Annotated in this window: 24 protein-coding genes; 11 read left to right on the top strand and 13 right to left on the bottom strand. The window is 61.5% G+C overall.

All coding sequences use genetic code 11. From position 1 onward, the window contains the following. Positions 1-294: 294 nt before the first annotated feature. Positions 295-3,141 carry a valine--tRNA ligase gene (locus tag J1G34_RS05450; protein ID WP_222993502.1) on the top strand — a complete coding sequence of 949 codons (2,847 nt, stop codon included), beginning with the start codon at positions 295-297 and terminating at the stop codon, positions 3,139-3,141. Between the two features lie 267 nt (positions 3,142-3,408). Beyond that, complete coding sequence (gene rlmF / locus J1G34_RS05445) at positions 3,409-4,425, top strand: 23S rRNA (adenine(1618)-N(6))-methyltransferase RlmF (RefSeq protein ID WP_065885923.1); 1,017 nt, start codon at positions 3,409-3,411, stop codon at positions 4,423-4,425. Between the two features lie 180 nt (positions 4,426-4,605). Here the strand turns inward: rlmF and J1G34_RS05440 are convergent, their stop codons facing one another. Beyond that, the gene (locus J1G34_RS05440; RefSeq protein ID WP_005785131.1) at positions 4,606-4,887 is read right to left on the bottom strand and encodes an HU family DNA-binding protein; all 282 of its coding nucleotides are present in this window, start codon (positions 4,885-4,887) and stop codon (positions 4,606-4,608) included. 397 nt (positions 4,888-5,284) lie between these two features. Here J1G34_RS05440 and yejK point away from each other — a divergent pair, with 397 nt between their 5' ends. After that, positions 5,285-6,289, top strand: coding sequence for a nucleoid-associated protein YejK (gene yejK, locus J1G34_RS05435; RefSeq protein WP_065885922.1), 1,005 nt, complete (start codon positions 5,285-5,287; stop codon positions 6,287-6,289). Continuing rightward, positions 6,289-6,639 (top strand): glutaredoxin family protein, encoded by a 351-nt coding sequence (locus J1G34_RS05430; protein ID WP_222993500.1) that lies wholly within the window; start codon positions 6,289-6,291, stop codon positions 6,637-6,639. Before yejK ends, J1G34_RS05430 begins: the two co-directional genes overlap by 1 nt. A gap of 531 nt (positions 6,640-7,170) precedes the next feature. Here J1G34_RS05430 and J1G34_RS05425 read toward each other — a convergent pair. Genes J1G34_RS05425 through J1G34_RS05405 form a run of 5 tightly spaced genes read right to left on the bottom strand, consistent with a single transcriptional unit; the run spans position 7,171 to position 10,931 of the window. After that, on the bottom strand, positions 7,171-8,148 hold the full coding sequence (locus J1G34_RS05425; protein ID WP_065937196.1) for a FecR family protein: 978 nt from the start codon (positions 8,146-8,148) through the stop codon (positions 7,171-7,173). Beyond that, positions 8,145-8,723 carry an RNA polymerase sigma factor gene (locus tag J1G34_RS05420; RefSeq protein WP_222993498.1) on the bottom strand — a complete coding sequence of 193 codons (579 nt, stop codon included), beginning with the start codon at positions 8,721-8,723 and terminating at the stop codon, positions 8,145-8,147. Before J1G34_RS05420 ends, J1G34_RS05425 begins: the two co-directional genes overlap by 4 nt. Positions 8,724-8,730: 7 nt before the next feature. Next, the gene (locus J1G34_RS05415; RefSeq protein WP_065894838.1) at positions 8,731-9,057 is read right to left on the bottom strand and encodes a DUF3325 domain-containing protein; all 327 of its coding nucleotides are present in this window, start codon (positions 9,055-9,057) and stop codon (positions 8,731-8,733) included. Further along, positions 9,058-10,632, bottom strand: a complete 1,575-nt coding sequence (locus tag J1G34_RS05410) for a PepSY-associated TM helix domain-containing protein (protein ID WP_222993496.1) — start codon at positions 10,630-10,632, stop codon at positions 9,058-9,060. It abuts the gene before it with no gap. After that, entirely contained in the window at positions 10,629-10,931 is a 303-nt protein-coding gene (locus J1G34_RS05405; protein ID WP_065885916.1) for a DUF3649 domain-containing protein, read from the bottom strand. The genes J1G34_RS05410 and J1G34_RS05405 overlap by 4 nt, the downstream gene beginning before the upstream one ends. Positions 10,932-11,101: 170 nt before the next feature. Between J1G34_RS05405 and J1G34_RS05400 the strand changes: the two genes are divergently transcribed. From J1G34_RS05400 to fecA, 3 genes are all read left to right on the top strand, one after another. Continuing rightward, complete coding sequence (locus J1G34_RS05400; RefSeq protein ID WP_065894835.1) at positions 11,102-11,590, top strand: sigma-70 family RNA polymerase sigma factor; 489 nt, start codon at positions 11,102-11,104, stop codon at positions 11,588-11,590. Then, complete coding sequence (locus J1G34_RS05395; RefSeq protein WP_065894834.1) at positions 11,587-12,528, top strand: FecR domain-containing protein; 942 nt, start codon at positions 11,587-11,589, stop codon at positions 12,526-12,528. The genes J1G34_RS05400 and J1G34_RS05395 overlap by 4 nt, the downstream gene beginning before the upstream one ends. A 90-nt stretch (positions 12,529-12,618) precedes the next feature. Then, entirely contained in the window at positions 12,619-14,955 is a 2,337-nt protein-coding gene (fecA, locus tag J1G34_RS05390; RefSeq protein WP_222993494.1) for a TonB-dependent Fe(3+) dicitrate receptor FecA, read from the top strand. Between the two features lie 159 nt (positions 14,956-15,114). On the opposite strand, the gene J1G34_RS05385 is transcribed toward fecA, so the two are convergent. After that, positions 15,115-15,987, bottom strand: a complete 873-nt coding sequence (locus J1G34_RS05385; protein WP_222993492.1) for a LysR family transcriptional regulator — start codon at positions 15,985-15,987, stop codon at positions 15,115-15,117. A gap of 104 nt (positions 15,988-16,091) precedes the next feature. On the opposite strand from J1G34_RS05385, the gene J1G34_RS05380 reads away from it, so the two are divergent. Beyond that, positions 16,092-17,603 (top strand): MFS transporter, encoded by a 1,512-nt coding sequence (locus J1G34_RS05380; protein ID WP_222993490.1) that lies wholly within the window; start codon positions 16,092-16,094, stop codon positions 17,601-17,603. Between the two features lie 54 nt (positions 17,604-17,657). Here J1G34_RS05380 and J1G34_RS05375 read toward each other — a convergent pair whose 3' ends face one another. After that, positions 17,658-18,068, bottom strand: a complete 411-nt coding sequence (locus J1G34_RS05375) for an HPF/RaiA family ribosome-associated protein (protein ID WP_016978251.1) — start codon at positions 18,066-18,068, stop codon at positions 17,658-17,660. Between the two features lie 213 nt (positions 18,069-18,281). Continuing rightward, the gene (locus J1G34_RS05370; RefSeq protein ID WP_065895763.1) at positions 18,282-19,229 is read right to left on the bottom strand and encodes a LysR substrate-binding domain-containing protein; all 948 of its coding nucleotides are present in this window, start codon (positions 19,227-19,229) and stop codon (positions 18,282-18,284) included. A 137-nt stretch (positions 19,230-19,366) separates the two neighbouring features. Between J1G34_RS05370 and J1G34_RS05365 the strand changes: the two genes are divergently transcribed. Beyond that, positions 19,367-20,743 (top strand): L-serine ammonia-lyase, encoded by a 1,377-nt coding sequence (locus J1G34_RS05365; protein ID WP_222993488.1) that lies wholly within the window; start codon positions 19,367-19,369, stop codon positions 20,741-20,743. Between the two features lie 345 nt (positions 20,744-21,088). Continuing rightward, positions 21,089-21,406, top strand: coding sequence for a DUF3509 domain-containing protein (locus J1G34_RS05360; RefSeq protein ID WP_065895761.1), 318 nt, complete (start codon positions 21,089-21,091; stop codon positions 21,404-21,406). On the opposite strand, the gene J1G34_RS05355 is transcribed toward J1G34_RS05360, so the two are convergent. Next, positions 21,403-21,891: a phosphate-starvation-inducible protein PsiE gene (locus J1G34_RS05355; protein WP_065895760.1), complete on the bottom strand. Its 489-nt coding sequence runs from the start codon at positions 21,889-21,891 to the stop codon at positions 21,403-21,405. The two genes, J1G34_RS05360 and J1G34_RS05355, sit on opposite strands and share 4 nt — an antisense overlap. Positions 21,892-22,312: 421 nt before the next feature. Here J1G34_RS05355 and J1G34_RS05350 point away from each other — a divergent pair, with 421 nt between their 5' ends. Beyond that, entirely contained in the window at positions 22,313-22,579 is a 267-nt protein-coding gene (locus J1G34_RS05350; protein ID WP_057724702.1) for a YebG family protein, read from the top strand. 17 nt (positions 22,580-22,596) lie between these two features. Here the strand turns inward: J1G34_RS05350 and J1G34_RS05345 are convergent, their stop codons facing one another. Genes J1G34_RS05345 through J1G34_RS05335 form a run of 3 tightly spaced genes read right to left on the bottom strand, consistent with a single transcriptional unit; the run spans position 22,597 to position 26,839 of the window. After that, complete coding sequence (locus J1G34_RS05345) at positions 22,597-24,000, bottom strand: pyridoxal phosphate-dependent decarboxylase family protein (protein ID WP_240997022.1); 1,404 nt, start codon at positions 23,998-24,000, stop codon at positions 22,597-22,599. Beyond that, positions 23,990-24,835 carry an ABC transporter substrate-binding protein gene (locus J1G34_RS05340; RefSeq protein ID WP_222993486.1) on the bottom strand — a complete coding sequence of 282 codons (846 nt, stop codon included), beginning with the start codon at positions 24,833-24,835 and terminating at the stop codon, positions 23,990-23,992. Before J1G34_RS05340 ends, J1G34_RS05345 begins: the two co-directional genes overlap by 11 nt. Further along, entirely contained in the window at positions 24,836-26,839 is a 2,004-nt protein-coding gene (locus J1G34_RS05335; RefSeq protein WP_240997023.1) for a class I tRNA ligase family protein, read from the bottom strand. Positions 26,840-26,847: the final 8 nt, after the last annotated feature.

Below are 26,847 nucleotides of genomic sequence, written 5' to 3'. Positions count from 1 at the left end.
CAGCACGTTGCTTGAACTCGCGGGTGTAGGTCTTTCGCTCTTGCATGAAACCTCCTGATTGGGCGAATCATATCGCCCTTAAGAGGTGTCCGGGAGCATTAGGCCAGTTCAGCTTGCCCCCGATAGCGGTGAGTCAGCAGTCTATTTGAAGCTGACACACCGCCATCGGGGGCAAGCCCCCTCCCACATTTGGTTGCATACACCTTAAGCCCTGTCTTCGCCTCGCCCTGCGCTCTATCCCCCGTTATACTTGCCGGCTTTCCTGAATAAATGCCAACTAGGGTCCCGCCGCGCATGGATAAGACCTACCAGCCCCACGCTATCGAAACTTCCTGGTACAACACCTGGGAGTCCGAAAACTATTTCGCCCCACAAGGTGCGGGCGACTCGTACACCATCATGATTCCGCCACCGAACGTCACTGGCAGCCTGCACATGGGCCATGGCTTCAACAATGCGATCATGGATGCGTTGATCCGTTTCCGCCGCATGCAGGGTCGCGACACCCTGTGGCAGCCGGGTACCGACCACGCCGGTATCGCCACCCAGATGCTGGTGGAACGCCAACTCGAAGCCACCGGCCAGAGCCGTCACGACCTGGGCCGCGAGAAATTCCTCGAGAAAATCTGGGAATGGAAAGACCAGTCCGGCGGCAATATCAGTCGTCAGATCCGTCGCCTGGGCTCCTCCGTGGACTGGAGCCGCGAGCGTTTCACCATGGACGACGGCCTCTCCGAAGCGGTGAAGGAAGCCTTCGTGCGCCTGCATGAAGACGGCCTGATCTACCGTGGCAAGCGTCTGGTCAACTGGGACACCAAGTTGCACACGGCAATTTCCGACCTCGAAGTGGAAAACCACGACGAGAAAGGCTTCCTGTGGAACCTCAAGTATCCACTGGCTGACGGCGCCAAGACCGCCGAGGGCAACGACTACCTGATCGTCGCCACCACCCGTCCGGAAACCATGCTCGGCGACGCCGCTGTTGCAGTTAACCCGAACGATGAGCGCTATCAGGCGCTGATCGGCAAGTTCGTCGAGCTGCCACTGGTCGGTCGCCGCATCCCGATCATCGCCGACGACTACTGCGACCCTGAATTCGGCACCGGCTGCGTGAAAATCACCCCGGCCCACGATTTCAACGACTACGAAGTCGGCAAGCGCCACAACCTGCCGCTGCTGAACATCTTCGACAAGAATGCCGCCGTGTTGCCGGCCTGCCAGGTGTTCAACCTGGACGGCACGCTGAATGACAGCATCGACGGCAAGATCCCGGCCGAATACGCCGGCCTCGACCGCTTCGAAGCGCGCAAGCAGATTGTTGCCGCCTTCGACGCTGCCGGTTTGCTGGTGAGCGTTGACGACCACGGCCTGAAAGTGCCGAAGGGCGACCGCTCCGGCACCGTGATCGAGCCGTGGCTGACCGACCAGTGGTACGTGTCCACCAAGCCGCTGGCCGAGCCTGCCATTGCCGCCGTGGAAGACGGCCGCATCCAGTTTGTGCCTAAACAATACGAAAACATGTACTTCTCGTGGATGCGCGACATCCAGGACTGGTGCATCAGCCGTCAGCTGTGGTGGGGCCACCGTATTCCGGCCTGGTACGACGAGTCCGGCAAGGTGTATGTAGGCCGCGACGAAGCCGAAGTGCGCGCCAAGCACAACCTCGGTGCCGACATCGCCCTGCAACAGGACAACGACGTACTGGACACTTGGTTCAGCTCGGGCCTGTGGACCTTCTCGACGTTGGGTTGGCCGCAGCAGACCGAATTCCTGAAGAAATTCCACTCCACCGACGTGCTGGTCACCGGCTTCGACATCATTTTCTTCTGGGTTGCCCGGATGATCATGCTCACCATGCATTTGGTGAAGAACGAAGACGGCACCCCGCAGGTACCGTTCAAGACCGTGTACGTGCACGGCCTGGTTCGCGATGGCCAGGGCCAGAAAATGTCCAAGTCCAAGGGCAACGTCCTGGACCCGCTGGACATCATCGACGGCATCGACCTGGAAACCCTGGTGCAGAAACGCACCTCGGCCCTGATGCAGCCCAAACTGGCGAAAAAGATCGAGAAGCAGACCCGCGACGAGTTCGCCGACGGCATCGCCAGCTACGGCACCGACGCTCTGCGCTTCACCTTCTGCTCGCTGGCCTCCACCGGTCGCGACATCAAGTTCGACATGGGCCGCGTTGAAGGCTATCGCAACTTCTGCAACAAGATCTGGAACGCCGCGCGCTACGTGCTGGATAAAGGCGAAGACTGCGGCCAGAACGGCGAAGCCTTCGAACTGAGCCTGGCCGACCGCTGGATCATTTCGCAGTTGCAGCGCACCGAAGCCGAAGTGACCCGCCAGCTCGACCAGTTCCGTTTCGACCTGGCCGCCCAGGCCTTGTACGAGTTCATCTGGAACCAGTATTGCGACTGGTACCTGGAACTGTCCAAGCCGGTGCTGTGGGACGAAAACGCGCCGGTCGAACGCCAGCGCGGCACCCGTCGCACCCTGGTGCGCGTACTGGAAGTGGCGCTGCGCCTGGCACACCCGTTCATGCCGTTCATCACCGAAGAAATCTGGCAGCGCCTGGCGCCGCTGGCCGGTGTCGAAGGCAAGACCATCATGCTGCAGCCCTGGCCGGTGGCCAATGAAGCCCGTATCGATGAGGCCGCCGAAAGCGATATCGAATGGCTCAAGACCCTGATGCTCGGCACGCGCAACATCCGCGCCGAGATGAACATCGGTCCGGGCAAGCCGCTGGCCGTGTTCGTCAAGAACGCCAGTGCCGAAGACCAGCGTCGCCTCAGCGAAAACGATGCGCTGCTCAAGAAGCTGGCCAAGCTGGAGTCCATCACCGTATTGGCCGATGGCGCCGAAGCACCGCTGTCGGCCACTGCGCTGGTCGGTGATATGGAAGTGCTGGTGCCGATGGCCGGCCTGATCGACAAGGGCGCGGAACTGGCCCGTCTCGACAAGGAAATCGCGCGCCTGCAAGGCGAAGTGCAACGCGTGGGCGGCAAGCTGTCCAACGCGGCATTCGTCGACAAGGCGCCGGCGGAAGTGATCGAGAAAGAACGCGCCAAGTTGGCCGAGGCTGAACAGGCCTTGGGCAAGTTGGCGGAGCAACATGCGCGGATTTCCAGCCTGTAAGGCTTGAGTCGCGTAAAAAAGAGACCTTCGGGTCTCTTTTTTTTGGCTGGAGCTCCTGCGCACGCGGTCAATGTGGCTGTCTGTAGGAGCGAGCTTGCTCGCGAAAAACGTCAACGATAACGCGTATTTTCTGAATAAACGCGGTGCCTGGGAGTTCTTCGCGAGCAAGCTCGCTCCTACAAAGGGCTAGCCCCCTCCCACATTTGAACGAGTTGGGCTCAGGATGTGTGACAATGGCCGCCACTTTGAGCCAACACCAGAATCAACATGACCGCCCCCAGCACACCCAAACCACCGCGCAAGAAGCCTAAAACCGCCGCCACGGCCAAACCCGTCGCGCCACGCAAAGAGGCTACCCTGCACCCGCGCAACCGCCACACAGGCCGTTACGACTTCCAGGCGTTGATCAAGACCACGCCGGAACTGGCGCAATTCGTGATCATCAATCCCTATGGCAAAGAGAGCATCGACTTCGCCAGCCCGGATGCGGTGCGGGTGTTCAACCGAGCGTTGCTCAAGTCGTTCTATGGCATCCAGCATTGGGACATCCCGGCCGATTACCTGTGCCCGCCGGTGCCCGGGCGCGCCGACTACGTGCACTTCCTTGCCGACCTGCTGGCCAGCGTCAACGACGGCAAGATTCCGCGCGGTTCCATCGTCAAGGTGCTGGATATCGGCATGGGCGCCAACTGCGTCTACCCGCTGATTGGCTACATGGAGTACCGCTGGAACTTCCTCGGCTCGGAGGTCGACCCTATCGCCGTGGCGGCTGCCAAGGCCATCGTGCAGTCCAACGACTTGAGCAAAGTCATCGAGTTGCGCCAGCAACCCAACCCCAAGCACATCCTGCTGGGCCTGCTGGAGCCTGCCGAACGCTTTGACCTGACCATGTGCAACCCGCCGTTCCACGCGTCCATGGACGAAGCGACCAAAGGCAGCGAGCGCAAGTGGCGTGCACTGGGCAAAGCCGACCCCAAGCGCAAGTTGCCGGTGCTGAACTTCGGCGGCCAATCGGCCGAACTGTGGTGTGAGGGCGGCGAAGCGCGTTTCGTGACGCAATTGATCGCCGAAAGCGCGCATTTTGCCCACAAGGTGCTGTGGTTCAGCACACTGGTGTCAAAAGCGTCAAACCTGCCCGCGATCGAGACGGCGTTGAAAAAGGCCGGCGTGCTGGAAAGCCAGGTGGTGGAAATGTCTCAGGGGCAAAAGCAGAGCCGCTTCGTCGCCTGGACCTTCCAGACCAAGAACGAACAGCAGATCTGGCGCCAGCGCTGGGTGCGCTGACGCCCACCTGTAGGAGCGAGCTTGCTCGCGAAAAACGCCAAGGCGCCGCGTTCAACCAGGACGGGCGCGTTATCGTTAACGTCTTTCGCGAGCAAGCTCGCTCCTACCGTTGCAAACAAAATCGCAGGCAACAAAAAACCGTGCCCGGATCACTCCGGAGCACGGTTTTTTTACGGCGTCTTACTTGTTAACAGCGTCGGTCAGGCCTTTGGCCACAACCAGCTTGATAACTTTCTTGGCAGCGATTTCGATGGCAGCGCCAGTCGAAGGGTTACGGCCGGTACGGGCAGGACGCTCGGTCACTTTCAGCTTGCCGATACCTGGCAGAGTGATTTCGCCGCCGTTTTCCAGCTGATCGGCAACGATCTGGCCCAGTTGGTCCAGCGCTGCGCGCGCGGTGGTTTTCGGCGCGTCGATAGCTTCAGCGATATCAGCGATCAGTTGGTCTTTAGTCAAAGCCATTGTGGTGTTCCTTCCCTATCAAATTCATATGGATTGCAGAGTGCAGTGTCAGCCGTCGAGCCCGACCGTGTCGGCCTGGCGCCCCGGCTATAACCTTTGGAGAACGGGGTTATAGATGCTTGAAACGGGGATTGGTTCGACCTGACAAATGCTGAATGCACGCTTAACGCCGAGACTTGGCGTAAGACGGGGCAAAACTAGCACAGAGACGGGGAAATATCCGCCTCAACATACCCATTTGGTCAGCTTTATCGCTCTAAAGCGTGAAAAAACCCCATATGCACGGTGGGAGAACATCCAAACCGCCCCTCCAGGCGCGTCTTGACCAACGGGTGCGGTACACTGGGCAACTTTTTGCGGGAGGCTCAACGCTCCCCTTCAACCAGCCGAGAAGCCTATGCCGATCCGTCATTGCATCGTCCACCTGATCGACAAAAAACCCGACGGCACACCCGCAGTTCTGCATGCCCGTGATTCGGAGCTGTCCGAGTCGGCCGCCATCGAGAACATGCTTGCCGACCTCAACGAGAGCTACAACGCCAAACAGGGCAAGGCCTGGGGTTTCTTCCATGCCGAGTCCGGCGCGCACCCGTTCAGCGGCTGGTTGAAGGAATACTTTGACGGTGGTCAGGATTTCACCACCTTCAGCCGTACCGCAGTGGAACATCTGCAGAAGCTGATGGAGGAGTCCAACCTGTCGACCGGCGGTCACGTGCTGTTCGCCCACTACCAGCAAGGCATGACCGACTACCTGGCCATCGCCCTGCTGCACCACAGCGAAGGCGTGGCGGTGACCGACGAGCTGGACGTGACGCCCTCACGTCACCTGGACCTGGGCCAGCTGCACCTGGCCGCGCGGATCAACGTGTCCGAGTGGCAGAACAACAAGCAGTCCAAACAGTACATCTCGTTTATCAAGGGCAAGAACGGCAAGAAGGTCTCGGAATACTTCCGCGACTTTATCGGCTGCCAGGAAGGCGTCGACGGCCCGGGCGAAACCCGCACCCTGCTCAAGGCGTTCAGTGACTTCGTTGAAAGCGAGGACCTGCCGGACGAGTCGGCGCGCGAGAAAACCAAGACCCTGGTGGACTACGCCAGCAGCCAGGCCAAGCTCGGCGAGCCGATGGGCCTGGAAGAACTGTCCGGTCTGATCGATGAAGAGCGGCCTAAAGCGTTCTACGACCATATTCGCAACAAGGACTATGGCCTGTCGCCGGAAATTCCTGCCGACAAACGCACCCTCAACCAGTTCCGCCGCTTCACCGGCCGCGCCGAAGGCTTGTCCATCAGCTTTGAAGCGCACCTGCTGGGCGACAAGATTGAATACGACGAAGCCGCCGGCACCTTGATCATCAAGGGCCTGCCGACCCAACTGACCGACCAGCTCAAGCGCCGTAACTGATGCTTGGCGGGGTCTTGAAGAAAGTCCTGCTGGTGTTGCTGGTGGTGGTGGTGATTCAGAACTGGGGCAAGGTCGAGCGGCTGTTCAACCCGTCGCAGGTGGTGTCCGAGCAGGTACGCAGCTCGGCGCGTGTGGTGCTTTACGCCACCGAGTGGTGTGGCTACTGCAAGCAGATCCGGCGCTTTCTGGACCAGAAGGGTGTTCCTTACCAGGCTTTCGATATCGAGAAGGATGCCCAGGCGCGTAAGGCGTATGAAGCGTTGAGTGGCGGCGGGATTCCGTTTGTGGATGTCAATGGCACGTTGATTCGCGACTACAACCCGGATGCCATCATGGCTGCCCTGAAATAACCCGGTCCTCGAAAACACCGCAGATCAAATGTGGGAGGGGGCTTGCCCCCGATGGCGGCCTCAGGGCCGATCAGGATGTTGGATCAGATCGCGTACATATCCGTTTCTGCGGTAACGGCCACTTAGGGTTCCGCCCTGACGGCGGGTCACTTTGGAAAAGCCCCAAAGTAACCAAAGGGCTCTTGCCCCACCACTCGGCACCTCGCTTAGGCTCGGTGTGCCCTCTCTCCGGCTTGAATCCGTGGGCCGCCGCCACGCGCCATCCATGGCGCGGGGCGGCTAACCCGGCGTCCTGCCGGGTTACCCACGGATTCAAGCCTGCGTTCGGCCAGCGTGGTTTAACGGGGCGCCTAGGATCAAAAGCAGAGCAAGATCAAGAGCGGCTCGCTTCGCATCGTGGTTACGTTTGGGGGTTACAGAGTGGTGTAGATACCTATCCTCGATAGCAGTGTGTCAGTCAGCCTATCTGTAGCTGATACACCGCAATCGGTGGCAGGCCGTTGATCGTGCGAGTTGAACGGCCCCGTGCGCCTAGCGCAACACAATCACCCGCCCCAGCAGCGTGTGTTGCTCGAAGCCGAGGACCGCTTGCAAGGCCTTCAACACGGCGACAGGGTCGTCGCTCGGAAAGCTGCCGCTGACGCGCCTGGCGCCCATCTCGGCATTGAGCAGGAGGATGCGGCCCGGGTAGTAACGTTTGAGGTCCCCGATCACCTCGGCCAGCGGCGCCTTGTAGTAGTTGAGCCAACCGTCGCGCCAGGCCAGGCGTGATTCGCTGTCCACCGAGTGCAGCGGCTCGGCTACACCGTCGGCGTAGGCCACTTGCTGGCCTGCCGTCAGAATTTGCTGCGGTGCCTGTGCGGACGGCGTTACGCCAACCCGGCCCGACAGCACGGTCACCTGGGCCCCTGCCGGTTGCAGGCGCACTTCGAACTGTGTGCCCAGCACCCGCGTTTCTCCAGCGCCCGCCTCGACCACGAAGGGCTGGCCGGTGTGGACAACGCGGAAAAAACCGGCCCCGCGACGTAATTGGATATGCCGCTCGCCGTGACTGAAATCCACCGCAATCGCGCTGTCGGCGTCGAGGGTGACGCGGGACTGATCGGCCAGGGTGACGGTCCTCACCTGCCCTGGCGCCGTCACGTAATCGGCGCCCAGGTCATCGACCCAACGCGACGGCTGCCAACCGGCGCCCATCGACACCATCAACAACAAACAGGCCGCCATGGCCAGGGCACCGGCCCCACGCACCAGGCGCGAGCGCCCGGAACGGCGCATCGCATCGAGGTAACCCTGCAAGGCCTGTGCGTCTTCGTCGGCCAGGGTGCGTGCCGGCACCTCGCTCAGCTCCCACAGCACCTGGGCCTGGGCGTAGGCTTCGATATGGGCGGGGTCGGCGCGCAGCCATCGGCTGAAGGAGGCTTGATCGCCGCTGCCGGGCTGGTCGTGCAGCCGGCTCAGCCAGTCGAGCGCGGCCTGTTCCTGGGCGGGCGTGGGAGTGACGTTCACGATGCTTTCCCTGGCGTACGTGGGACTGACGGTTCGCGCAGGCTCGCCTTGCACGCTTGCAGGGCTCGCATCATGTGTTTTTCCACCGCGCTTTGGGACAGGCCCATGGCCTTGGCGATCTCTGCGTATTTGCGCCCGTGAATGCGGTTGAGCAGGAAAATCTGCCGGGTGCGCTCGGGCAGGCTGCGCAAGGCGGCTTCGACATGCCGCAGGTCATTGCCCGCTTCGAGGGCCGCCTGGGGTTCGCAGCCCTGGTTGTCCTGCTGCTCCGGCAACCAGCCCTCGTTGCTGCGCACGCGGGCGCCTTCGCTGCGCAAATGGTCGATGGCGATATTGCCGGCGCAGCGCAGCAGGTAGGTGCTGAGTTCTTCGACCTGCACCAGCGGGCGGCGCCAGAAGCGCAGGAACAGGTCCTGCACCAGATCAGCCGCCGTGGCGCGGCAACCGACACGGCGGCTGACCAAGGCCTCCATCTGTGAACGCTGGGACAGGAACACCTGCAGGAAATGCGCACGCCCCCCGGCCGCGTCCGGGTGCGCGCTGTCCTGTTGCTTGGGCGGCGGGCTGATCATCATGAGCAACTCAGAAAAGGCCAAACGCCGCGACCGGGCTGGCCAGCACGCCGACGCCCGCGAGGATCAAAGCCAGCCGTGGCCGGTACGGCAACAGCAGCACCAAAAGCAGGGCGCTGAGCATGAGCACCGCGCACCACTCCACCAGGCCCTGACCCCAACCGGTGACGGCCACCGCCGGCCAGATCGACAGGGTCAGCAGCAACCAGCCGAGCGCACGCAAGCCCAGGCGCCGTGCAGGCGTGGGTTTGCTGCGCAGCAACTCGCCGTGATGACGATCGGTGGCCAGGCACAGCGCGGTAAACCCGGCGTAGCACAGCAGCAGCGCGAGCAACATTCAGCCGGCCTCCTGCTTGAACGCCAATGCACGCGCGTGCTCTGCCTTGGGCTGCAACGCGGCGCGACGCTGCATCTTCCAGGCGGCCCATCCCAGGAACAGGCCGCTGGCCAGGCATGTCAGGTCGAAGCCGGCTATGGCCCAGTCGCGGCTCATCAGCGAAGTGCCCAAGTGATACGGCGTAGTCAGGGCATTAATCAACGGGATGGCCACAAACAGCAACGCGCCCAGGCTCAACTGCTCGACCCAGCCCTGGCGACCGCGCCGCAACGCGGCATGCACCAGGCTCAGGCCCCAGGCGATAAAGAAGCTCTGCACTTCCCAGTCGGAACGTTCGGCCATACTCACCGGCAGCAGTCGATTGGCCCAGAAAAACGTCGCTATGGCGATCATCAGCCCCGACATGCTGGCGATGTTCAGCACCTCCACCAACCGCAGTTCAAAGGGCATTACACCGGTTTTGGCGTGCTTGAGCTGACGTTTGCCCAGCCATATCACCAGGCCTGTGCCGATCATCGCCGTGCCTGCCAGGCCGCAGATGAAATACAACCACCGCAGCACCGGGCCGGCGAAATGGCCCATGTGCAAGCCGTAGAAACTGCCACCGATGACCGATGGCAAGGACGGTTCACCACTGACCCGCAGCAACTCGCCCGTGGTGCCGTTGAAGGAAACGGTGCTGCCAAAATCTTGCACTACGCTGTCGGAGCCGGCGCGAAATACATTCACCGAGGCGTTGACGTCGCTCGGGTTATTCACCGCCAGGCGCCCGACATGCCCCCCCGCCCACTGTTGCTGCGCCTGCTGGTACATCGGCCACAACGGCAGCAACCTACCCGGCTGGCCGAGTGCCGGGGCATTATCGGAACTGGGAAACACTTCATTGAAGAAGGCACGGCTGTCATTGCCATAGGAGGCCACGATCGGCGCCGGCATGACCATGCTCATGAAAATCACCAGGCTGCTATAGGTGATCATCAGGTGAAACGGCAGCACCAGCACGCCCACCGCGTTGTGCCCGTCCAGCCAGGAGCGCTGGCCCTTGCGCGGGCGGAAGGTGAAGAAGTCCTTGAAGATTTTCTTGTGGGTAATGATGCCGGTGATCAGCGCGACAAACATCACCATGGCGGCAAGGGTCGAAAGCCAGCGGCCCCATGGGTAGGGCATCTGCAGTTGGAAGTGGAAGCGGTAGAAGAATTCACCGCCCATGCTTTCGCGGGCCTGCACCGCTTGGCCGCTGACCGGGTCGAGGACTTTCTGGATGAAGTTGCCGCGCTTGCCGGGGTCGACCTTGTCCTGCCACATCACCGACAGGCCGGGGTCGCGGCTGTTGGGCAAGGTAATGAACCAGCGCGCGGCCGTGGGCGCCTGTTGCTGCAGGTAGTCTTGCGCTACGGCGAGGCTGCGTGCGTCGTCCACCGGATGGGCCTGGACTTCGGGCTGCATCCAGTGGGTTATTTCATCCTTGAAATAGGCCAGGGTGCCGGTCAGAAAAATCGCAAACAGCAGCCAGCCGAAAATCAATCCGGCCCAGGTGTGCAGCCAGGCCATGGCCTGGCGAAAACCCTCTTTCATGTGCGCACCACCCAGAACCCAATGCCCGCCAGGGTCGCGAGCAGCGCGCTGGGCAGCATCACCCCGGCCCACGCACGCCACGCGGTGCGGCAGGCGAAACACCAGAGCACCGCCAGCAGGTAGAACACGAATGAACTCATCATGCCGACAATCACCGCGTCGGCGCGCGTCGTCGGCAGCCACAGCGCAAGGCAGATCGCGGCCAGCGAGGCCATCAGATATCCACCGACCACAGCCGCCAGTACGCGCGAAGTGACGGCGAGGCGATAAGAGGCGGGCAGTGAGGTTTTGCTTTTCATGCGGCAGGCGCCAAGTTCATCAGCGCGCAATATTAATGATAAATATTCTCATAAGCAAAAGAGAACGGATGAATCACCTGCTCGGGTCGATTGCCGAACCGTGTTTGCGGCCCTACAATGCGAACAATTCTTGTTCTCTAAAGCATGCCGATGCTGATGGAGTGATCACGTTGCCGCCGTCCAACACCGTCGAAGTTCTGTACAACGACCATCACCACTGGCTCACCGGCTGGTTGCGACGCAAGCTCGGCTGCCCGCAAAGCGCCGCCGACCTGGCGCACGATACCTTCATCCGCGTGCTCAGCGCGCGGGAAGCGCCCACGCTGATCGAACCGCGCGCCTTTCTCACCACGGTCGCCAAACGCGTACTGTTCAACTACTACCGTCGCCAGGACCTGGAACGCGCCTACCTCGACGCCCTGGCGCAAATGCCGGAGCACGTCGCGCCGTCGGAAGAAGACCGCGCAATCATCCTGCAAACCCTGGTGGAACTTGACCAACTGCTCGACGGCCTGCCGGTGCAGGTCAAACGCGCGTTCCTGCTGGCCCAGCTCGATGGCCTGACCTACGCGCAGATCGGCGCGCAACTGGGCATTTCCATTGCCACGGTCAAGCGCCACCTGCATAAAGCCGCCCTGCGCTGCTACTTCGCCCTATGAATGTCTCGACCCAGGTTGCCGAACAGGCCGTGCACTGGTTGCTGCAAATGCAGCAAGGCGCGCTCGACCCGCGCCAGCAGGCGGCCTGGCAGCAATGGCTGGAGGCGCATAGCGAACATCAGCGTGCGTGGGACCAGATCCAGCGCGTCAACCAGCGCCTGCGTGGCCTGCCTTCGCCGCTGGCGCACGCGGCGTTGAATGCACCGACCTCCACCAGCCGGCGCCAGGCGCTGAAGCTGCTGTTGATCCTCGGCGCCGGTTCGGCGGCAGCCTGGAGCCTGCGCCAGCAACACATTTTGCCGCCGTTGACGGCGGACTACCGCAGCCCTGTCGGCCAGCGTCGCCGCGTGCAGTTGGCCGACGGCAGCCAGTTGCAGCTCAACACCGGCAGTGCGGTGGATGTGCATTTCGATGGCCACCAGCGCCTGATCCGCCTGCTCGAAGGTGAAATCCTGCTGACCGCCCGCGCAGGTGCCACGCCGCTGCGCGTGCTGACCGGCCAGGGCTTGCTCAGCAGCCAGGCGGCGCGCTTGAACGTGCGGCAGTTCAATGACCATACCCAATTGGCGGTGCTCGATGGCCGTGTCGACGTGATGCCCAACCACTACAGCGGCCTGCCGCTGAGGGTGGACGCCGCGCACCAAGTCAATTACACCCGCAAGGGCTGGGACAGTCCGCGCGCTATCGACGCCAACAGCGGCGCCTGGGCTGACGGCATGCTGGTGGCCGCGCATATGCGCCTGGAAGACTTCCTCGGCGAACTCGGGCGCTATCGCCGGGGCCAGCTCAACTGCGACCCGCAGGTGGCAAACCTGCTCCTGTCCGGCAGTTATCCGCTGGATGACAGCGAACGCATTCTCGATCTGCTGGAAGTCAGCCTGCCGGTCAAAGTGCGACGCTTTACCCGCTACTGGGTGACAGTGCAGGCGCGTGCGTGAAGTTTTTTGAAAACCGCTGAGCCGTTTTCCCTACTTCGCGTGACAGAGAAGGAAAGCCCCCTTGATCCTTCCTTCTCAGGACCACCCTTCATGCCCCTGCAACCGACGCTTCTTGCCCGTACCCTGCGCCAACTCCTGCTCGGCGCCAGCCTCAGCCTGGCCGCGCTGCCCCCGGCGATGGCGGCCGACACCAAGGCCTATCACATCGCGCCGACGAGTCTGGAAGCGGCCCTGAACCAGTTCGGCCGTGAAGCCGGGGTGCTGGTGTCCTTCGGTTCCGAGGTCACCGCCGGTCGGCAAAGCCCCGGCTTGACGGGCAACTACAGCACCGCCGAAGGCCTGGATAAACTGTTGGAAGGCAGTGGCCTGCAAGCCCGCGCCGAGGGTGACAACGCCTACAGCCTGCAACCGGCCGGCGCCCCGGCCACCCTCGAGTTGCAAACCTCCAACGTGGTCGGCGACTGGCTCGGTGACGCGGCGCAGACCAACGTGTTCGAGCATCCCGGCGCCCGTGACGTCATCCGCCGTGACGAATTCGAACGCCAGGGCGCAACCCAGGCCCGCGACGTGCTCAATCGCATCCCCGGCGTCAATGCCCCGGACAACAACGGCACCGGCAGCCATGACATGGCAATGAACTTCGGCATTCGCGGGCTCAACCCACGGCTGGCATCACGCTCCACGGTGTTGATGGACGGCATTCCCGTGCCCTTCGCCCCCTATGGCCAGCCGCAACTTTCATTTGCACCGATCAGCATGGGCAACATGGACGCGGTGGACGTGGTGCGCGGCGGCGGCGCGGTGCGCTACGGCCCGCAGAACGTCGGTGGCATCGTCAACTTCGTGACCCGCGCGATTCCGGATGCGCCCACCGTCAAAGGCGGCCTGCAGACCGAAACCAGCCCGTCCTCCAGCCACGACGGCTTCAAGACCACCGGCAACCTGCTGGCCGGCGGCACCGCCGACAATGGCCTGGGCGGCGCACTCCTGTACTCCGGCACCCGTGGCGGCGACTGGCGTGAAAACAGCGACACGCGCATCGATGACCTGATCCTCAAGGGTAAATACCAGCTGGATGACGCCAACAGCTTCAACGCCATGGCGCAGTACTACGACGGCGAGGCCGATATGCCTGGGGGCTTGAACGTCAAGGACTACAAGGCCGACCCGTACCAGTCGACCCGCCCCTACGACAAGTTCTGGGGCCGGCGCACGATGTTCAACGTCGGCTACCGCTACGAGCAGGATCGCCGTGAATTCACGGTCAACAGTTTCTTCACCAAAACCCTGCGCAGCGGTTACCTCGATCAAGGCAACTTCCTCTCGCTGTCCCCCCGCGAGTATTGGGTACGCGGCCTGGAAACCCGCTTCGCCCAAGGCTTCGACCTCGGCCCCACCAGCCACGAAGTCGGCGTCGGCTACCGCTACATCAACGAAGCCGGCCACGAGTTGCGCTACCGCACGCCGATTGCCGCCAATCAGCAACTGCCGACCACCGACAGCCGTAACGACCGCGACACCCGTGGCGGCACCGAAGCCAATGCGTTCTTCATCGACGACCGTATCGATATCGGCAAGTGGACCCTCACGCCGGGCATCCGCTACGAAATGATCGAGTCCCAACAGACCAACAACCTGAGCAACGTCAAATACAAAGGCGACTACAACACCGCGCTGCCGGCGTTGAACGTGCTCTATCACCTCACCGACGACTGGAACCTCTACGCCAACACTGAAGGCTCGTTCGGCAGCGTGCAGTACAGCCAGATGCCCAACCGCGTGAACAGCGGCGAAGTGAAGCCGGAAAAAGCCCGCACCTGGGAGCTCGGCACGCGCTATGACAACGGCAGCCTGCGCGCGGAAATCGGTGCGTTCCTGATCAATTTCGACAACCAGTACGACAGCAACCAGACCAACGACACCGTGATCGCCCGCGGTGAAACGCGGCACCAGGGCATCGAGTCGAGCATCAACTACGCCCTCGACGGCGTGAGCCCGGCGCTGGCCGGCTTCGATGTGTACGCCAGCTATGCGTATGTCGACGCGACCATCCGTGAAGACGGCCCGAACAAAGGCAATCGCGTGCCCTTCTCGTCCAAACACAAAGGCACCCTCGGCGTGGGGTACACCGAAGGCCCGTGGAAGCTCAACCTGGACAGCAGCTACCAGAGCAGCCAGTTCGCCGACAACGCCAACACCCAGGCCGAAAGCGCCGACGGCGCCAACGGACGCATCCCCGGCTACATGCTGTTCAGCAGCCGCGCAGCGTATGACTTCGGCCCGCAGCTGTCGGACTTGAATGTGGCGGTCGGGGTGAAGAACATCTTCAACAAGCAGTACTACACGCGCTCGTTCGACGATAACAACAAGGGCAAATACGTGGGTGAACCGCGCACGGTGTATGTGCAGACGTCTATCGCGTTCTGACTGTCTGCCTTCAATTTGCAGGCCACAACACATCCAAATGTGGGAGGGGGCTTGCCCCCGATTGCGGTATGTCAGTCACTGTATCTGTTGACTGAAGCACTGCATCGGGGGGCAAGCCCCCTCCCACATTTGATCCTAAGTGTGTTCCGGATTCGGGTTCTAACTGCCCCCCAGGCAACTTGGGGTGGCCGCGACCAGCGCATCAATGGCGCACCGTGTCTTGGCCGGCATGTGCGGCGCCGTCGGCCAGATCACATGGATGGGGGCCGGCTGCTCGCGATAGTCGGGCAGTACCGCCTCCAGTTGCCCGCGTAGCGCGTAGTGGGCAATCAACCAACTCGGTAACCAGGCCAGGCCCACGCCTGCAATCGTCGCATCGGCCACAGCCTGGAGGTCGTCCAACACCAGGGGCGTGACCAGCCGCGAGCGATGGACGTTATTGCTGCGGTAAGCAATGCCGCGATGAGCCGCCAATTCCTCGATATGTTCAATTCGCCCCCTGCGTTGCAGATACGCCGGTGACGCCGCCAGGCCCATGACCTGCTCCCCCAGACGCCGCGCACTCAGGCGGTCGGTATCCGGCAACGGGCCGATACGCACGGCAATATCGAAGCCTTCCTGCGTCAGATCGATCATGCGGTCTGAGAAGCAAATGTCGATCTCAAGGTCCGGATAACGCGCCATCAAGCCCCACAGGGCAGGCGCGGCATAGTGGTGACCAAACGCCAGCGGCAAACTCGCGCGCAAGCGCCCGCGTGGCTGCTGACGGCCGCTTTCCAGCACGGACTCGGCCGCCTCCAGCTCCGCCAGCGCGCGCAGACAGTGCTCGTAGTAGGCCTGCCCATCCTCGGTCAGACGCTGGCGGCGCGTGGAGCGTTGCAACAGGCAGGTGCCCAGGCGCGCTTCAAGCCGCGCCAGGCCCTTGCCCACCGCCGAGCGCGTGAGGTTCAGCCGCTCGGCGGCCGCGCTCAGGCTGCCGCTCTCGACGATTTGCAGAAACAGCTCGACACCATCGAAACGTGGGGTAGACATCGTAGATTGTCGCCTTTGACTCCCCTATCAAGGGAAAAGTTATCGCAAATAAAGAACCCAATTCCCGAGAGAATAATCCCTCCCTCTCTCTTAAGGAACTGCGTATGCCACCCGCCGCCGCTCTAACGGCCTTAAGCCCCGCGCATACCACCAGAAACGGCCTGGCGCTCACCGCCGTGTGCCTGGTGGCCCTGATGTTCGGCCTGGAAATCTCCAGCGTACCGGTCATCCTGCCCACCCTCGAACGCGAATTGGGCACAGGATTTCAAGACGCCCAGTGGATCATGAACGCCTACACCCTGGCCTGCACCAGCGTACTGATGGCAGCGGGCACCCTGGCCGATCGCTTTGGCCGTCGACGCGTGCTGGTACTGTGCCTGTGGCTGTTCGGCCTGGCTTCACTGGCTTGCGGGCTGGCCACCGACGCGACCATGCTGATCGTAGCGCGCTTCGTCCAGGGCATCGGCGCCGGCGCGATGATGATCTGTCAGTTCGCGATTTTGTCGCACTTGTTTCGTGAACCGGCCGCACGTGCCCGGGCCTTCGCGATCTGGGGCGTGATTGCCGGCGTGGGCCTGGGGTTCGGGCCGATGGTCGGTGCGCTGATCCTGGCAGTCGCCGATTGGCGCTGGGTGTTTCTCGCCCACGTACCGCTCAGCCTGTTCACTCTGGTGCTGTTGCGCATCAGCGTGCAGGAGTCGCGCGACCCGGCCAGCCATCGCTTGGACATTGCCGGCATGCTGACCCTGACGCTGGCGGTGTTCGCCCTGGTCTACTTCATCACCCAGGGCACCGAGTACGGCTTCGCCACACCGGCCATGCTCGGCTGGGCGGGCCTGGCGCTGGTAGCGTTGCTGCTGTTCGTCGTGGTTGAAAAGCGCAGTGCCCATCCGATGTTCGATTTCTCGGTGTTCCGTATCCGGCGCTTCAACGGGGCGCTGATGGGCTCGATCGGCATGAACTTCAGCTTCTGGCCGTTCATGATCTACCTGCCGCTGTATTTCCAGGCGGGTCTGGGCTACGACACCCTGACCACCGGCGGCGCCCTGCTCGCCTACACCTTGCCAACCTTACTGGTGCCGCCCCTGGCCGAACGCCTGGCCCTGCGCTACGGCGCCGAACGCATCATCCCGCTGGGCCTGGCGACCATGGGCGCGGGGTTTCTGGCGATGACCGTGGCCAATCTCGCCGCACAGCCGGACAGCCTGCTGATACTGCTCGGTTGCGTGATGGCCGGCACCGGCCTGGCGCTGACCAACTCGCCAACCACCAACACCACCACCGGCGCCGTCTCGGCTGATCGCGCGGGCATGGCCTCGGGCATCGACTTCAGCGCCCGGCTGATCACCCTGGCGCTCAATATCGCGCTGATGGGCCTGGTGCTGTTGCTGGGGATCAGCCATCACCTGGCCGATGTACTGCCGCCGGGCACGGCAATGGAATGGCCGGCCCTCAGCCAGCACCTTGCGGCGGGCAAGCTGGATGCGCCGGGATTGGCGCTCAACGAGGCCCGGGCGGCTCTGCGCAACGGTGCCGGCTGGGCCATGCTCTTTGCAGGCCTGGGTGCGTGCGGGCTGGCGCTGCTCAGCGGGTATTTCTTCAAACAGCGCCGTTAAACGAAAACGGGCCTGCATGCGCAGGCCCGTCTTCAATGGGGAGTCAAAAAACTATCAGCCGTTGAATACGGCCCGTTCTTTTTCCAGAAACTCCTGTTCAAGCTCATCTTCATTGACTTTGGTGGTCGGCTGGTTTTTACCGGCAGCGCGGGGCTTGCCTTGCAGTTTGCCGAACAGATGTTCCAGCGCATGGTCGAGCTTGGTGGCCGCGCCATCGATCGCTTGCTCCAGCGTATCGGCCTTGTGCAGCACCGAAAGCGGTTGGTGGCCTTTTGGCCGGGCCTCGAGGCGGCAACTTAAATCGTGGGGACCGGGCTTGTCGCCGTTCTCATCCCGCAGGTAGACCTCCACACGGGTCAGGTCTTCTTCATAACGTTCGAGCGTGCTCTCAATGGTGGTACGTACCCACTCCTCCAGTCGGATGCTGCTTTCAATATGGTTATCGCTATTGACTTGGATTTGCATAGTTCTTCCCTTATTTCAGCTAGCTCGCCAGAGATCACAAACTGCAACACCGGGGTGGTGAAACCATGACCTCTTGGTTACACAATTGAGCACCTGCTGAAACATTTCAACCCCTTTGCAAAGATAAATCCTACATTACAAATTAACCCTGACGACGAGCAAGAACGCTGGTAGGGTGGGGAGTTAGTTACAACTTCTTACCTCCTATTTTCCTCACAATGGCGCCGCTCCCAACGGGTGCAACGCGCGAAAAACCCCCGCTTCTTCCACCAGCCAGTCGTGCACCGCCCGCACGCCGGGGTGACTCAATGCACCCGGCGCATACAGCAGCACGTAGCGTTTATGGTTGGGCACGGCCAGGCCAAACGGCACGATCAGGGTCCCTCGTTCCAGCTCATCATTGAGCAAGGTGCGCCGCGCAATGGCCACGCCCATGCCGGCAATGGCGGCTTCGATGGTCAGATGATTGCGGTTGAAGGTGTGCCCGCGACGCACATCGGCATCGCGGTAACCGATTTCATTCAGGTAGAACTCCCACTCGGCATACTCATAGCTCCCACGCCAAGCGGTGATGTCGTGCAACAGCGGAAAGTGGGCAAGGTCGGCCGGGCCATGCAGTGGCGGCCGGCCACGCAACAGGCTGGGGGCGCACACCGGAAATATCTGCTCATCCAACAGGGCTGTGGATAACAATCCGGGATAGCTGCCGTCGTTCAGGTCGATGGCCAGGTCGAAGTCGCCCTCGTGCAGCGCGACGCTGCTGTCTTCGGCAACCATGCGCAACTGAATGTCCGGAAAGCGCTGCTGCAAGCGTGGCAGGCGCGGGGTCAGCCACTTGCCGAGAAACGACGGAATCGAGCGCAGGCGCAAGGTGCCGCTGATCATCCCGGCGTCCAGACGCTGCAATTCGGCGTCGATGCTGCCATAGGCCTCCCCTACCACCGCCGCCAGGCGCTGCCCTTCGGCGCTCAGCTCCACACCCCGAGCACGGCGGTGAAACAGTCTGAAGCCCAGGCGCTCTTCCAACTGACGGATCTGCTGGCTCACCGCGCCCGGCGTGATGTGCAGCTCTTCGGCGCAGCGGGTGAACGAAAGGTGCCGCGCAGCACAGGAAAAGACATGCAGCCAGGAATAGGTCTGGCCATGAAGGGGCCGGGTCATAGCGTTTAGTCCTGCTAAAGGGTGTCTTAGGATAATTCGTTGGTCAGTGCCAATCCAGAGGCCCAGTATCGCTCCAACTGCGCCTGCTCTACAAAACATGGCAGCGACTTCCACTCCATTGCTTGTAAGGCTTTAGCATGGCTATCAGCGTTTTCGATCTATTCAAGGTGGGCATCGGCCCGTCCAGCTCCCATACCGTCGGGCCGATGCGGGCTGCCGCGACCTTTGCCCAGGCACTGGCCGACCAGCAGTTGCTCAGCCAAACCCGGCACGTCGAAGTGCGCTTGTACGGTTCGCTGTCTGCCACCGGTGTCGGCCACGCCACTGACCGCGCCTGTGTGATGGGCTTGATGGGCGAATGGCCGGATCAGGTCGACCCCACCTCGATCAACGCGCGCATCCAGCAACTGCGCGAGTCCGGCCAGTTGTTACTCGCCGGCCAACAGGCCATTGCATTCGACTGGCACACCGACCTGCTGCTGCTCGACGAAAGCCTGCCCTACCACCCCAACGCCATGTCCCTGCACGCATACGGCGACGGCGGCCTGTTGAGCGAGCAAACCTACTATTCGGTGGGCGGTGGTTTCATCATCGAAGCTGCCGAAGCCGCATCGGGCATTGCGCCGACCAGCGACGTTGAATTGCCCTACGACTTTTCCAGCGCCGCTGAACTGCTGGCCTTGTGCAACAAGCACGGCCTGCGGGTTTCGGAATTGATGATGGCCAACGAACGCGCCTGGCGCAGCGACGAAGCCATCCGCAGCGGCCTGCTGCATATCTGGTCGGTGATGCGCGCGTGCGTGGAACAGGGCCTGCGCGATGAAGGCATTCTGCCCGGTGGTTTGGACGTCCCGCGTCGTGCGGCGAAATTGCACCGCAGCCTGCTGGAAATCGGCAAGCCCAATGTCATCACGTCAACCTTGTCGGCCATGGAGTGGGTCAACCTGTTCGCCCTCGCCGTTAACGAAGAAAACGCCGCCGGCGGGCGCATGGTCACCGCGCCGACCAATGGCGCGGCGGGAATCATTCCTGCCGTGCTGCATTACTACATGAAATTCAATGCCGACGCGTCTGACGACGACGTGGTCAATTTCTTCCTGGCCGCTGCCGCCGTCGGCATCCTCTGTAAGAAGAACGCCTCGATCTCCGGCGCCGAAGTCGGCTGCCAGGGCGAAGTGGGCTCGGCCTGCGCCATGGCCGCCGCCGGGCTGGCGGATATCCTTGGCGCCACCCCCGAACAGTTGGAAAACGCCGCCGAAATCGGCCTGGAACACAACCTCGGCCTGACCTGCGACCCCGTCGGCGGCCTGGTGCAGGTGCCGTGCATCGAGCGCAACGCCATCGCGGCCGTCAAGGCGATCAACGCCACCCAAATGGCCCTGCGCGGCGACGGCAAGCACTTCATTTCCCTCGATCGGGTGATCCGCACCATGCGCGATACCGGCGCCGATATGCATGACAAATACAAAGAAACGTCACGGGGCGGCCTGGCGGTCAGCTGGGTGGAGTGCTGATTGCGCTGTCTGCGATCATTTTCTCGATACTGCCCTGAAACAGGTCACCGCCCAAGGACAACACCGTTCAAATGTGGGAGGGGCTTGCCTTGATGCCGATCTGTAGGAGCGAGCTTGCTCGCGAAAAACGTCAACGATAACCCGTGCTTTCTGAATGAACGCAGTGCCTATGAGTTTTTCGCGAGCAAGCTCGCTCCTACAAAAAACCTTCCCGGCACCTGTACGGCACGCCCCTTGCTGTAGAGCTTTTGAGGAAAACGGACTTTGGCCGGTGGTCAGGCAACGCGAACTATTCCCGACACCGGTCGTCAATGACTGCATGTTCTTATCAGGCGGTAACGCACCATGGACAACCCTTTTCAGATCATCACCGACACCTTCAGCCCACAATACCGCGTCAACCTGAGCATTCAGCGGCTGGACGGCAGCATCATGCTCACCCTCTCCGATGACAGCGGCGTAGTGGCCAAGCGCATGATCAGCGCCGAACAACGCAACGATCCGCAACGGCTCAAGCGCCTGGTGCAAAGCATCCAGTTCGGTATTGCCATCGAGCAGGGCCACAGCGCCATGGAAATCCTGGCGGTGATGACGGATGGGGACAATCACAAGCTGTTGCAGCGACCGCCCACCCGCCACCTGCCTTTCAGCGTCGGGCTCTAAAGCTCGCCCTTCTCGGTCTCCTGGCTCGCCTCGCCCTTGCGACGTGGGCCTTCGACTTTCACCGAAGGAAACGCCGACGACGCGTAGCGCACTACCAGAATCGCGAAGGCCAACAGCAGAATCCCACCACACAAGTAGATAATGCCCACGTCCGGCGGGTTGTGATGGGACACGTTGGAGATCAGCAACCGCGTCAGCGCGGTGATGGCCACGTAGATCAGGAAGCGCACGGGCATGTGGTTGGTCTTGAAGTAAATCCCGACCATCGCGCCCAATTCCAGGTAGATGAACAGCAGCAAGATGTCATCGATCTTGATGTGCCCGTTCTCCAGCATCCCCAGAAATTCCATCACCGCCGCCCAAGCGGTCACTGCACCAATGGCGAACAGCGCCAGGTAATGGAACGACTCCACAAACAGATTGCCCAGCGACTCGGCCAGCCCATGGACTTGCCGGCGCAGCTTTTCGGCCCAGTTGATTTTCACGATGATGCTTCCTTAGGTCGGTGCGACCGGATAATGCGGGGTGGAGGTGACGGTTGTTCTGCATGCAGGAAAAAAGCCAGAGGCCGCAGGTGAGAGGGTGGCCGAGTGACACGAGGCACTTTATTCACTCAGATCATGGCATTCAGCCACAATGCGCGTTTGCGGCGTAGCAACTCGCAATTTTCCGACTACATTGAAAATCAGCTCGCCAACGCCAAATGTTTCGCTTGCTTTTAACTGTATATAAACACAGTATGCACCAGAGGTAAGGGTCGTGAATGCCTGGATATGTCAGATGCGCCCTATCTGGTCAGGACGCTCGAACCGCAGACTCGATGATTGCGTAGCTTGTCGGACACAGCACAAAGCCCGCAGCGCCGGGGCGACCCCATTCAACACTTGATATTACGACGAGGCCAAAATGGCTGTTGAGACCCTTTACCGCAGTACCCGGGATTTGGAGACTACGTTCGTGGACCGAAAACTTGCCGACGCTCACGATCAGATGCTTGAACTGGCAGAGGCCCTGACGGACGTATTGATGAAAAACGTCGCCGGCCTCTCCGAAAAACACGCGGAAGATGCAAGTATCTACATGGCAAAAAATCGCGCAATCTTCGCAGCCGCCTTCAAAAATAACGCAATGGCGCTCAATGAGCTGAATGCTCCAGCCGATGCTGAAGGATAGAAATCAGCACGCATTCTTCAGAGGTCAGCCAGTAGGTCATCACATCGCTGCTCATCCAGCCTTGTGTTCATGATGCATACCCGCATCACGGTCTTCCCCTGCCAGCGAGAAGGGACCACCAGGGCAACACCGTCACGCAGGCAACGCTGCGCCCAGCGATCATAATCGTCGGCTTGCCAGCCGTGGCGCTTGAACAGGATAACGCTCAAGCCGGACGCCTTGATCAGCTCCAGCCTCGGATGGCTGGCGATGCGCGTGCGCAGGTAGGCGCTGAGCACAAGGATGCGCTCCAGAGTATGCCGGTAAGCCGCGATGCCATGCACCGCCAGTGAGAACCACAGCGGCATGCCTCGGGCCCGACGCGACAGATGGAAGGCATAGTGCATGGGGTTGCATTGCTCGGACTCATTGATCTGCTCCAGATAGGAAGCATCCTGAGTAAAAGCTGCGGTAACCTCATCGGGTTTGGCGTAGAGCAGCGCACAACAGTCGTAGGGTACGAACAGGCCCTTGTGTGGGTCGATGATCAGTGAGTCGGCCTGCTCAATACCTTCCAGTTGAGCCCTCACACTCGGGACACACAGGAACGCACCGCCGTAGGCCGCATCCACATGCAACCAGATAGCATGCTGACGGGCGATTCCCCCTATACCGGAAAGATCATCGATCTGTCCCGAATTGGTCGCACCCGCGACTGCTACCACGGCGACCACGTGGTCGCGCCGCCCCTCCACGGCCAGTTGTTCCAAGGTCTTCGCCAGTTCGAAAGCCGTTAAACGGCCCAGCTCATCCGAAGCCACCGTCACCACGTCCAGGTCGAGCAACCGGGCGCTGACGATAATTGAAGAATGGGCTCCCTCTCCCACCACTAAAAGCCCCTGATGCCGCCCCGCGCGTTCTCTGTAGCGATGTCGGGCGGCCACCAGCGCAGAGAAATTACCCGCGGTGCCGCCACCGACGAAACACCCTCCGGCGCCGTCCGGCAAACCGGCCAGCTGACACAACCAGCGCAATGCCTGATTCTCCGCCCAGATCAAGCCCGCCCCGCCCAGCCATCCCGAGCCGATCATGCCACTGGCGGACAGCAAGCCGTCCATCAACGCGGCTGCGGGGGTAGCACGGGCACCGATGTAGGCCAGATAACCCGGGTGGTCGGTCGGCACGCCCTGCCGGCCAAGCAAGCTGGTGTAGAGTTCCAACGCGGGCTCCAGGCCTATACCTGATTCACAAATCGTGGTGCCGACCGCCTCTTCTGCCGCCTGCGTAATGTGCTCGGCATCACACGGCGCCGACAGCTTGGCGCGGGGCTGGGTCAGGGCCTGGCGGAACGCGGACAGCATAATCTCAATGTCGCCGGGTGCGATGTCGTCATGGCCTATGCCGGGTAACTCGCGCAAGGTTCCAGAATGTTCAAGTTGCATGATGATGACGTCCTTTGTCATGGCCAGGAAAAGTGGAATATTCGTGCCACTTCATGATGTAGTCGGCATGTCGGTACTGACCCTGGTCGAAATCCGCATGTGCATCGAGGTACTCGCGTACGGCGCAGCCCTCCTCAAAGGCAGCGGCCACAAACCTCAGCGCCATGCGCGCGCAGTCGCCAAAATCCGGCGCGGCATGGGGGCACAGGGTGATTACGCCGGTCCCCGCCAGCAGCTCGCCAAACTCTTCGACCACACAATCATCCGGCACCAGATAAACCGTCCCCGGACGCGCTCTTCTACGAATTTCCGCAGCCACCGCGACGTGCGAGCCCATCAACGCGCATACCGACTGGCTTGCCCCTTGCCGCGTCATCGGCAGCAGACGCTGTTGCAAGGCCAAGGCCAATCGTTCGCCGTACGGCGAACCATCCGACCAGATTTCTTCAACCGGCGTATAAACCTGAGCCAGGTAGTCGACAATGGTCGTCACTTGCTGCAATTCACTGGCGCACAAGCGAAAGGCACCGACCGTACGGCAAAGGTCTGGTGCCGTTGCGGCGGGCAATAGCAAGGGAACACCGGCTGCCTGGTAGAGTGCCCCGGCCGACCGGGCGCATTCACTGTTGAAATGACCAATGACCACCCCTGCCCCGCCGGCCAACAGTCGGCGCGCCGCAGCTACCGCGACGACGGGGTCGGCCGCGTCATCCGCCCATATCAGGGGTAGCGAGGAACCCTGCACGGCCTTGCGAAGCCACTCCCCATACGCCGCCCGAGGGCCCGTCAGAGGCCCGACGATACCCACCCGTTGTCCGCGCATGACTGCGCTCATCTAAACGTGCCCCGGCATAAGCCGCGCCAGTGCCTGAGCCGACACGCTGTGCAGTTTCACAGGTGGCCGGCTGGCCAGGGTATGACCGCCGGCAAAGAACGAGCCGGCCAGTACATCGTCACGTTCGAGCCCAGGCAGATTGAGCCATTCGCTCAGTTGCTGGCTGATACCCGGCATCAACGGGTAAGTGGCATAAGCAAGCCAGCGCAGGGTCATAGCCTGCAGCGCCAGTGCAGTGCGCGCGTGGTTGGATAACGGTTGCGCCGAAGACTTCAATAAATGCTCTTGTGCGGCACTGAAACGCGACGCGCGATGAATCACATGAGCGACCTGCTCGGCCATGCGTCTGGGCGAGAAGCTCTGGATCGAGGCAGCCTGCCGATACCCGTCCATCCATTGGCACAGTTCTTCATGATAGGTTTTCTGGTCGCTCAGCCAGGCGCCAGGCTCAGGCACGCTGCCGCCATGCCTGGCGATGCACTGATCCAGGCGCTGGATCAACCCATTCAGTTTCTGCGCAAACAGGTCATTGAGCTGCTCGCTGATCTCATCGACGGTGAAATTGGTTCTCACCCCCTCAGGGCGCGTGAGCATGAGCGCCATGCGCGCATAATCGCTGCCGGCTTCGGCCAAAAACTCACGGCCCCAGATCAAGTGGCGGCGACTGGTGGAGAACTTACTGCCATCAAGATCAAGCAGTTCGTTGACAATGTGGTGTCGCGGGGGGGTCAAGCCCAATGCCAGGTAAATCGCCGGGAATAACAAGGTGTGATAATAGGCATTGTCGAAGCCGTAACAATGAACTACATCCATTGCGCCCGAATAGCACTGCTCGGCACGTGCGAAGCGATCGCTGCCGTCAACCGGCAGGTCGCTGGCGCCCCACAGATAACCGAAGGCCATTTCGAACCAGACGTAGATGACCTGATCCTGTACGGATGGCAGGCGGTGGCGAATACCCCAGTCGCTGCGATGGCTGATGCAGATATCCGGCAGCCCCTGGCGCAGCATGGTGTGGCAAAGCTGATAGACATGGGCAGGCATGTTGGCCGTCTGGATGTACTTGAGCAGTTCGTCGGCAAATGCACTCAAACGGAAGAACAAGCGTGTTTCGATTTTTAATCGGGGTTGATGCCCATCGCGCTTGACGCGCGGTTGGGTCAGGTCGGTGCACTGGTTGGGCTGGCCACAGGCCTCACAGGCATTGCCGTCACTGCTTTCGCCACAATGCGGGCAGCCCCCGTGAATGAACGCCTCATGCAGCGCGTTTCCCGCATCATCCACGAACACTGGCGTGTCCTTGGCATAGATAACATCCTGCTCATGCAGTCGTTGCAGGTAGTGATGAACGAAGTCCGCGTACTCACCTTGGGTATCCGGTGTGATGAACACGTCCATATCGATGCCATAACCTTGCCACGTTTCGCGGATGGCCTGGGCGTAGTGGTCGGCGCATGCGCCCGGACCGATGCCTTCCTTGGTTGCGCACGTTACGACGTACGTCTGGTTATCGTCACGCCCGCTGCCGTAGAAAACCCTGGCACCGGTGTTGCCCAGCACGCGCTTGAGCACATCACCTGCGATATAGGGCCCCGAGAGATGTCCCAGGTGCAAATCACCGTTCGGCGTCGGCGGGGTAGCGTAGATCAGGGTGTCCACAACTGGCGCTGCTGCGGGCGCGTTAGAGCGCCCCGCATCCCAATACAATGAATGGAAGGTCAAGGGGTGTTGATCGCTCAGATTACGCAGGGTATGAGGTTCGAAGCGCTGGCAGTGCACGGCGTCTCCCGCACGCACTTCAAGCGTCTCCTGCACGGTTTTAACCACGCCATGCCCAGCGGTGAAAATAAACAACTCATCCTCAAAGTGATTGTGCGGCTGGCTTTCCTCGCCAGGCCCCAGGGTGCAGCCCATCAGGTTAAGGTCAGTGCCAGGCAGGTCAACGGTGCGCGAGTCGACGTTGTAGAAGCGTTTGGCCGGGGAAAACATATTGATCTTTTTCATGGTCGTTG

Source organism: Pseudomonas sp. Wu6, from assembly GCF_019891515.1.
GTDB classification, from domain to species: domain Bacteria; phylum Pseudomonadota; class Gammaproteobacteria; order Pseudomonadales; family Pseudomonadaceae; genus Aquipseudomonas; species Aquipseudomonas orientalis_A.
The sequence above is the reverse complement of the archived record's forward strand: the minus strand, read 5'-3'. Positions and strand labels throughout refer to the sequence as shown.

Bases quoted from the DNA above. Each gene is read 5' to 3' on its own strand.
- J1G34_RS05450 (WP_222993502.1), top strand. From the start codon at position 295: ATGGATAAGACCTACCAGCCCCACGCTATCGAAACTTCCTGGTACAAC.
- rlmF (WP_065885923.1), top strand. From the start codon at position 3,409: ATGACCGCCCCCAGCACACCCAAACCACCGCGCAAGAAGCCTAAAACC.
- J1G34_RS05440 (WP_005785131.1), bottom strand. From the start codon at position 4,887: ATGGCTTTGACTAAAGACCAACTGATCGCTGATATCGCTGAAGCTATC.
- yejK (WP_065885922.1), top strand. From the start codon at position 5,285: ATGCCGATCCGTCATTGCATCGTCCACCTGATCGACAAAAAACCCGAC.
- J1G34_RS05430 (WP_222993500.1), top strand. From the start codon at position 6,289: ATGCTTGGCGGGGTCTTGAAGAAAGTCCTGCTGGTGTTGCTGGTGGTG.
- J1G34_RS05420 (WP_222993498.1), bottom strand. From the start codon at position 8,723: ATGATGATCAGCCCGCCGCCCAAGCAACAGGACAGCGCGCACCCGGAC.
- J1G34_RS05415 (WP_065894838.1), bottom strand. From the start codon at position 9,057: ATGTTGCTCGCGCTGCTGCTGTGCTACGCCGGGTTTACCGCGCTGTGC.
- J1G34_RS05410 (WP_222993496.1), bottom strand. From the start codon at position 10,632: ATGAAAGAGGGTTTTCGCCAGGCCATGGCCTGGCTGCACACCTGGGCC.
- J1G34_RS05405 (WP_065885916.1), bottom strand. From the start codon at position 10,931: ATGAAAAGCAAAACCTCACTGCCCGCCTCTTATCGCCTCGCCGTCACT.
- J1G34_RS05395 (WP_065894834.1), top strand. From the start codon at position 11,587: ATGAATGTCTCGACCCAGGTTGCCGAACAGGCCGTGCACTGGTTGCTG.
- fecA (WP_222993494.1), top strand. From the start codon at position 12,619: ATGCCCCTGCAACCGACGCTTCTTGCCCGTACCCTGCGCCAACTCCTG.
- J1G34_RS05385 (WP_222993492.1), bottom strand. From the start codon at position 15,987: ATGTCTACCCCACGTTTCGATGGTGTCGAGCTGTTTCTGCAAATCGTC.
- J1G34_RS05380 (WP_222993490.1), top strand. From the start codon at position 16,092: ATGCCACCCGCCGCCGCTCTAACGGCCTTAAGCCCCGCGCATACCACC.
- J1G34_RS05375 (WP_016978251.1), bottom strand. From the start codon at position 18,068: ATGCAAATCCAAGTCAATAGCGATAACCATATTGAAAGCAGCATCCGA.
- J1G34_RS05370 (WP_065895763.1), bottom strand. From the start codon at position 19,229: ATGACCCGGCCCCTTCATGGCCAGACCTATTCCTGGCTGCATGTCTTT.
- J1G34_RS05365 (WP_222993488.1), top strand. From the start codon at position 19,367: ATGGCTATCAGCGTTTTCGATCTATTCAAGGTGGGCATCGGCCCGTCC.
- J1G34_RS05360 (WP_065895761.1), top strand. From the start codon at position 21,089: ATGGACAACCCTTTTCAGATCATCACCGACACCTTCAGCCCACAATAC.
- J1G34_RS05350 (WP_057724702.1), top strand. From the start codon at position 22,313: ATGGCTGTTGAGACCCTTTACCGCAGTACCCGGGATTTGGAGACTACG.
- J1G34_RS05345 (WP_240997022.1), bottom strand. From the start codon at position 24,000: ATGCAACTTGAACATTCTGGAACCTTGCGCGAGTTACCCGGCATAGGC.
- J1G34_RS05340 (WP_222993486.1), bottom strand. From the start codon at position 24,835: ATGAGCGCAGTCATGCGCGGACAACGGGTGGGTATCGTCGGGCCTCTG.
- J1G34_RS05335 (WP_240997023.1), bottom strand. From the start codon at position 26,839: ATGAAAAAGATCAATATGTTTTCCCCGGCCAAACGCTTCTACAACGTC.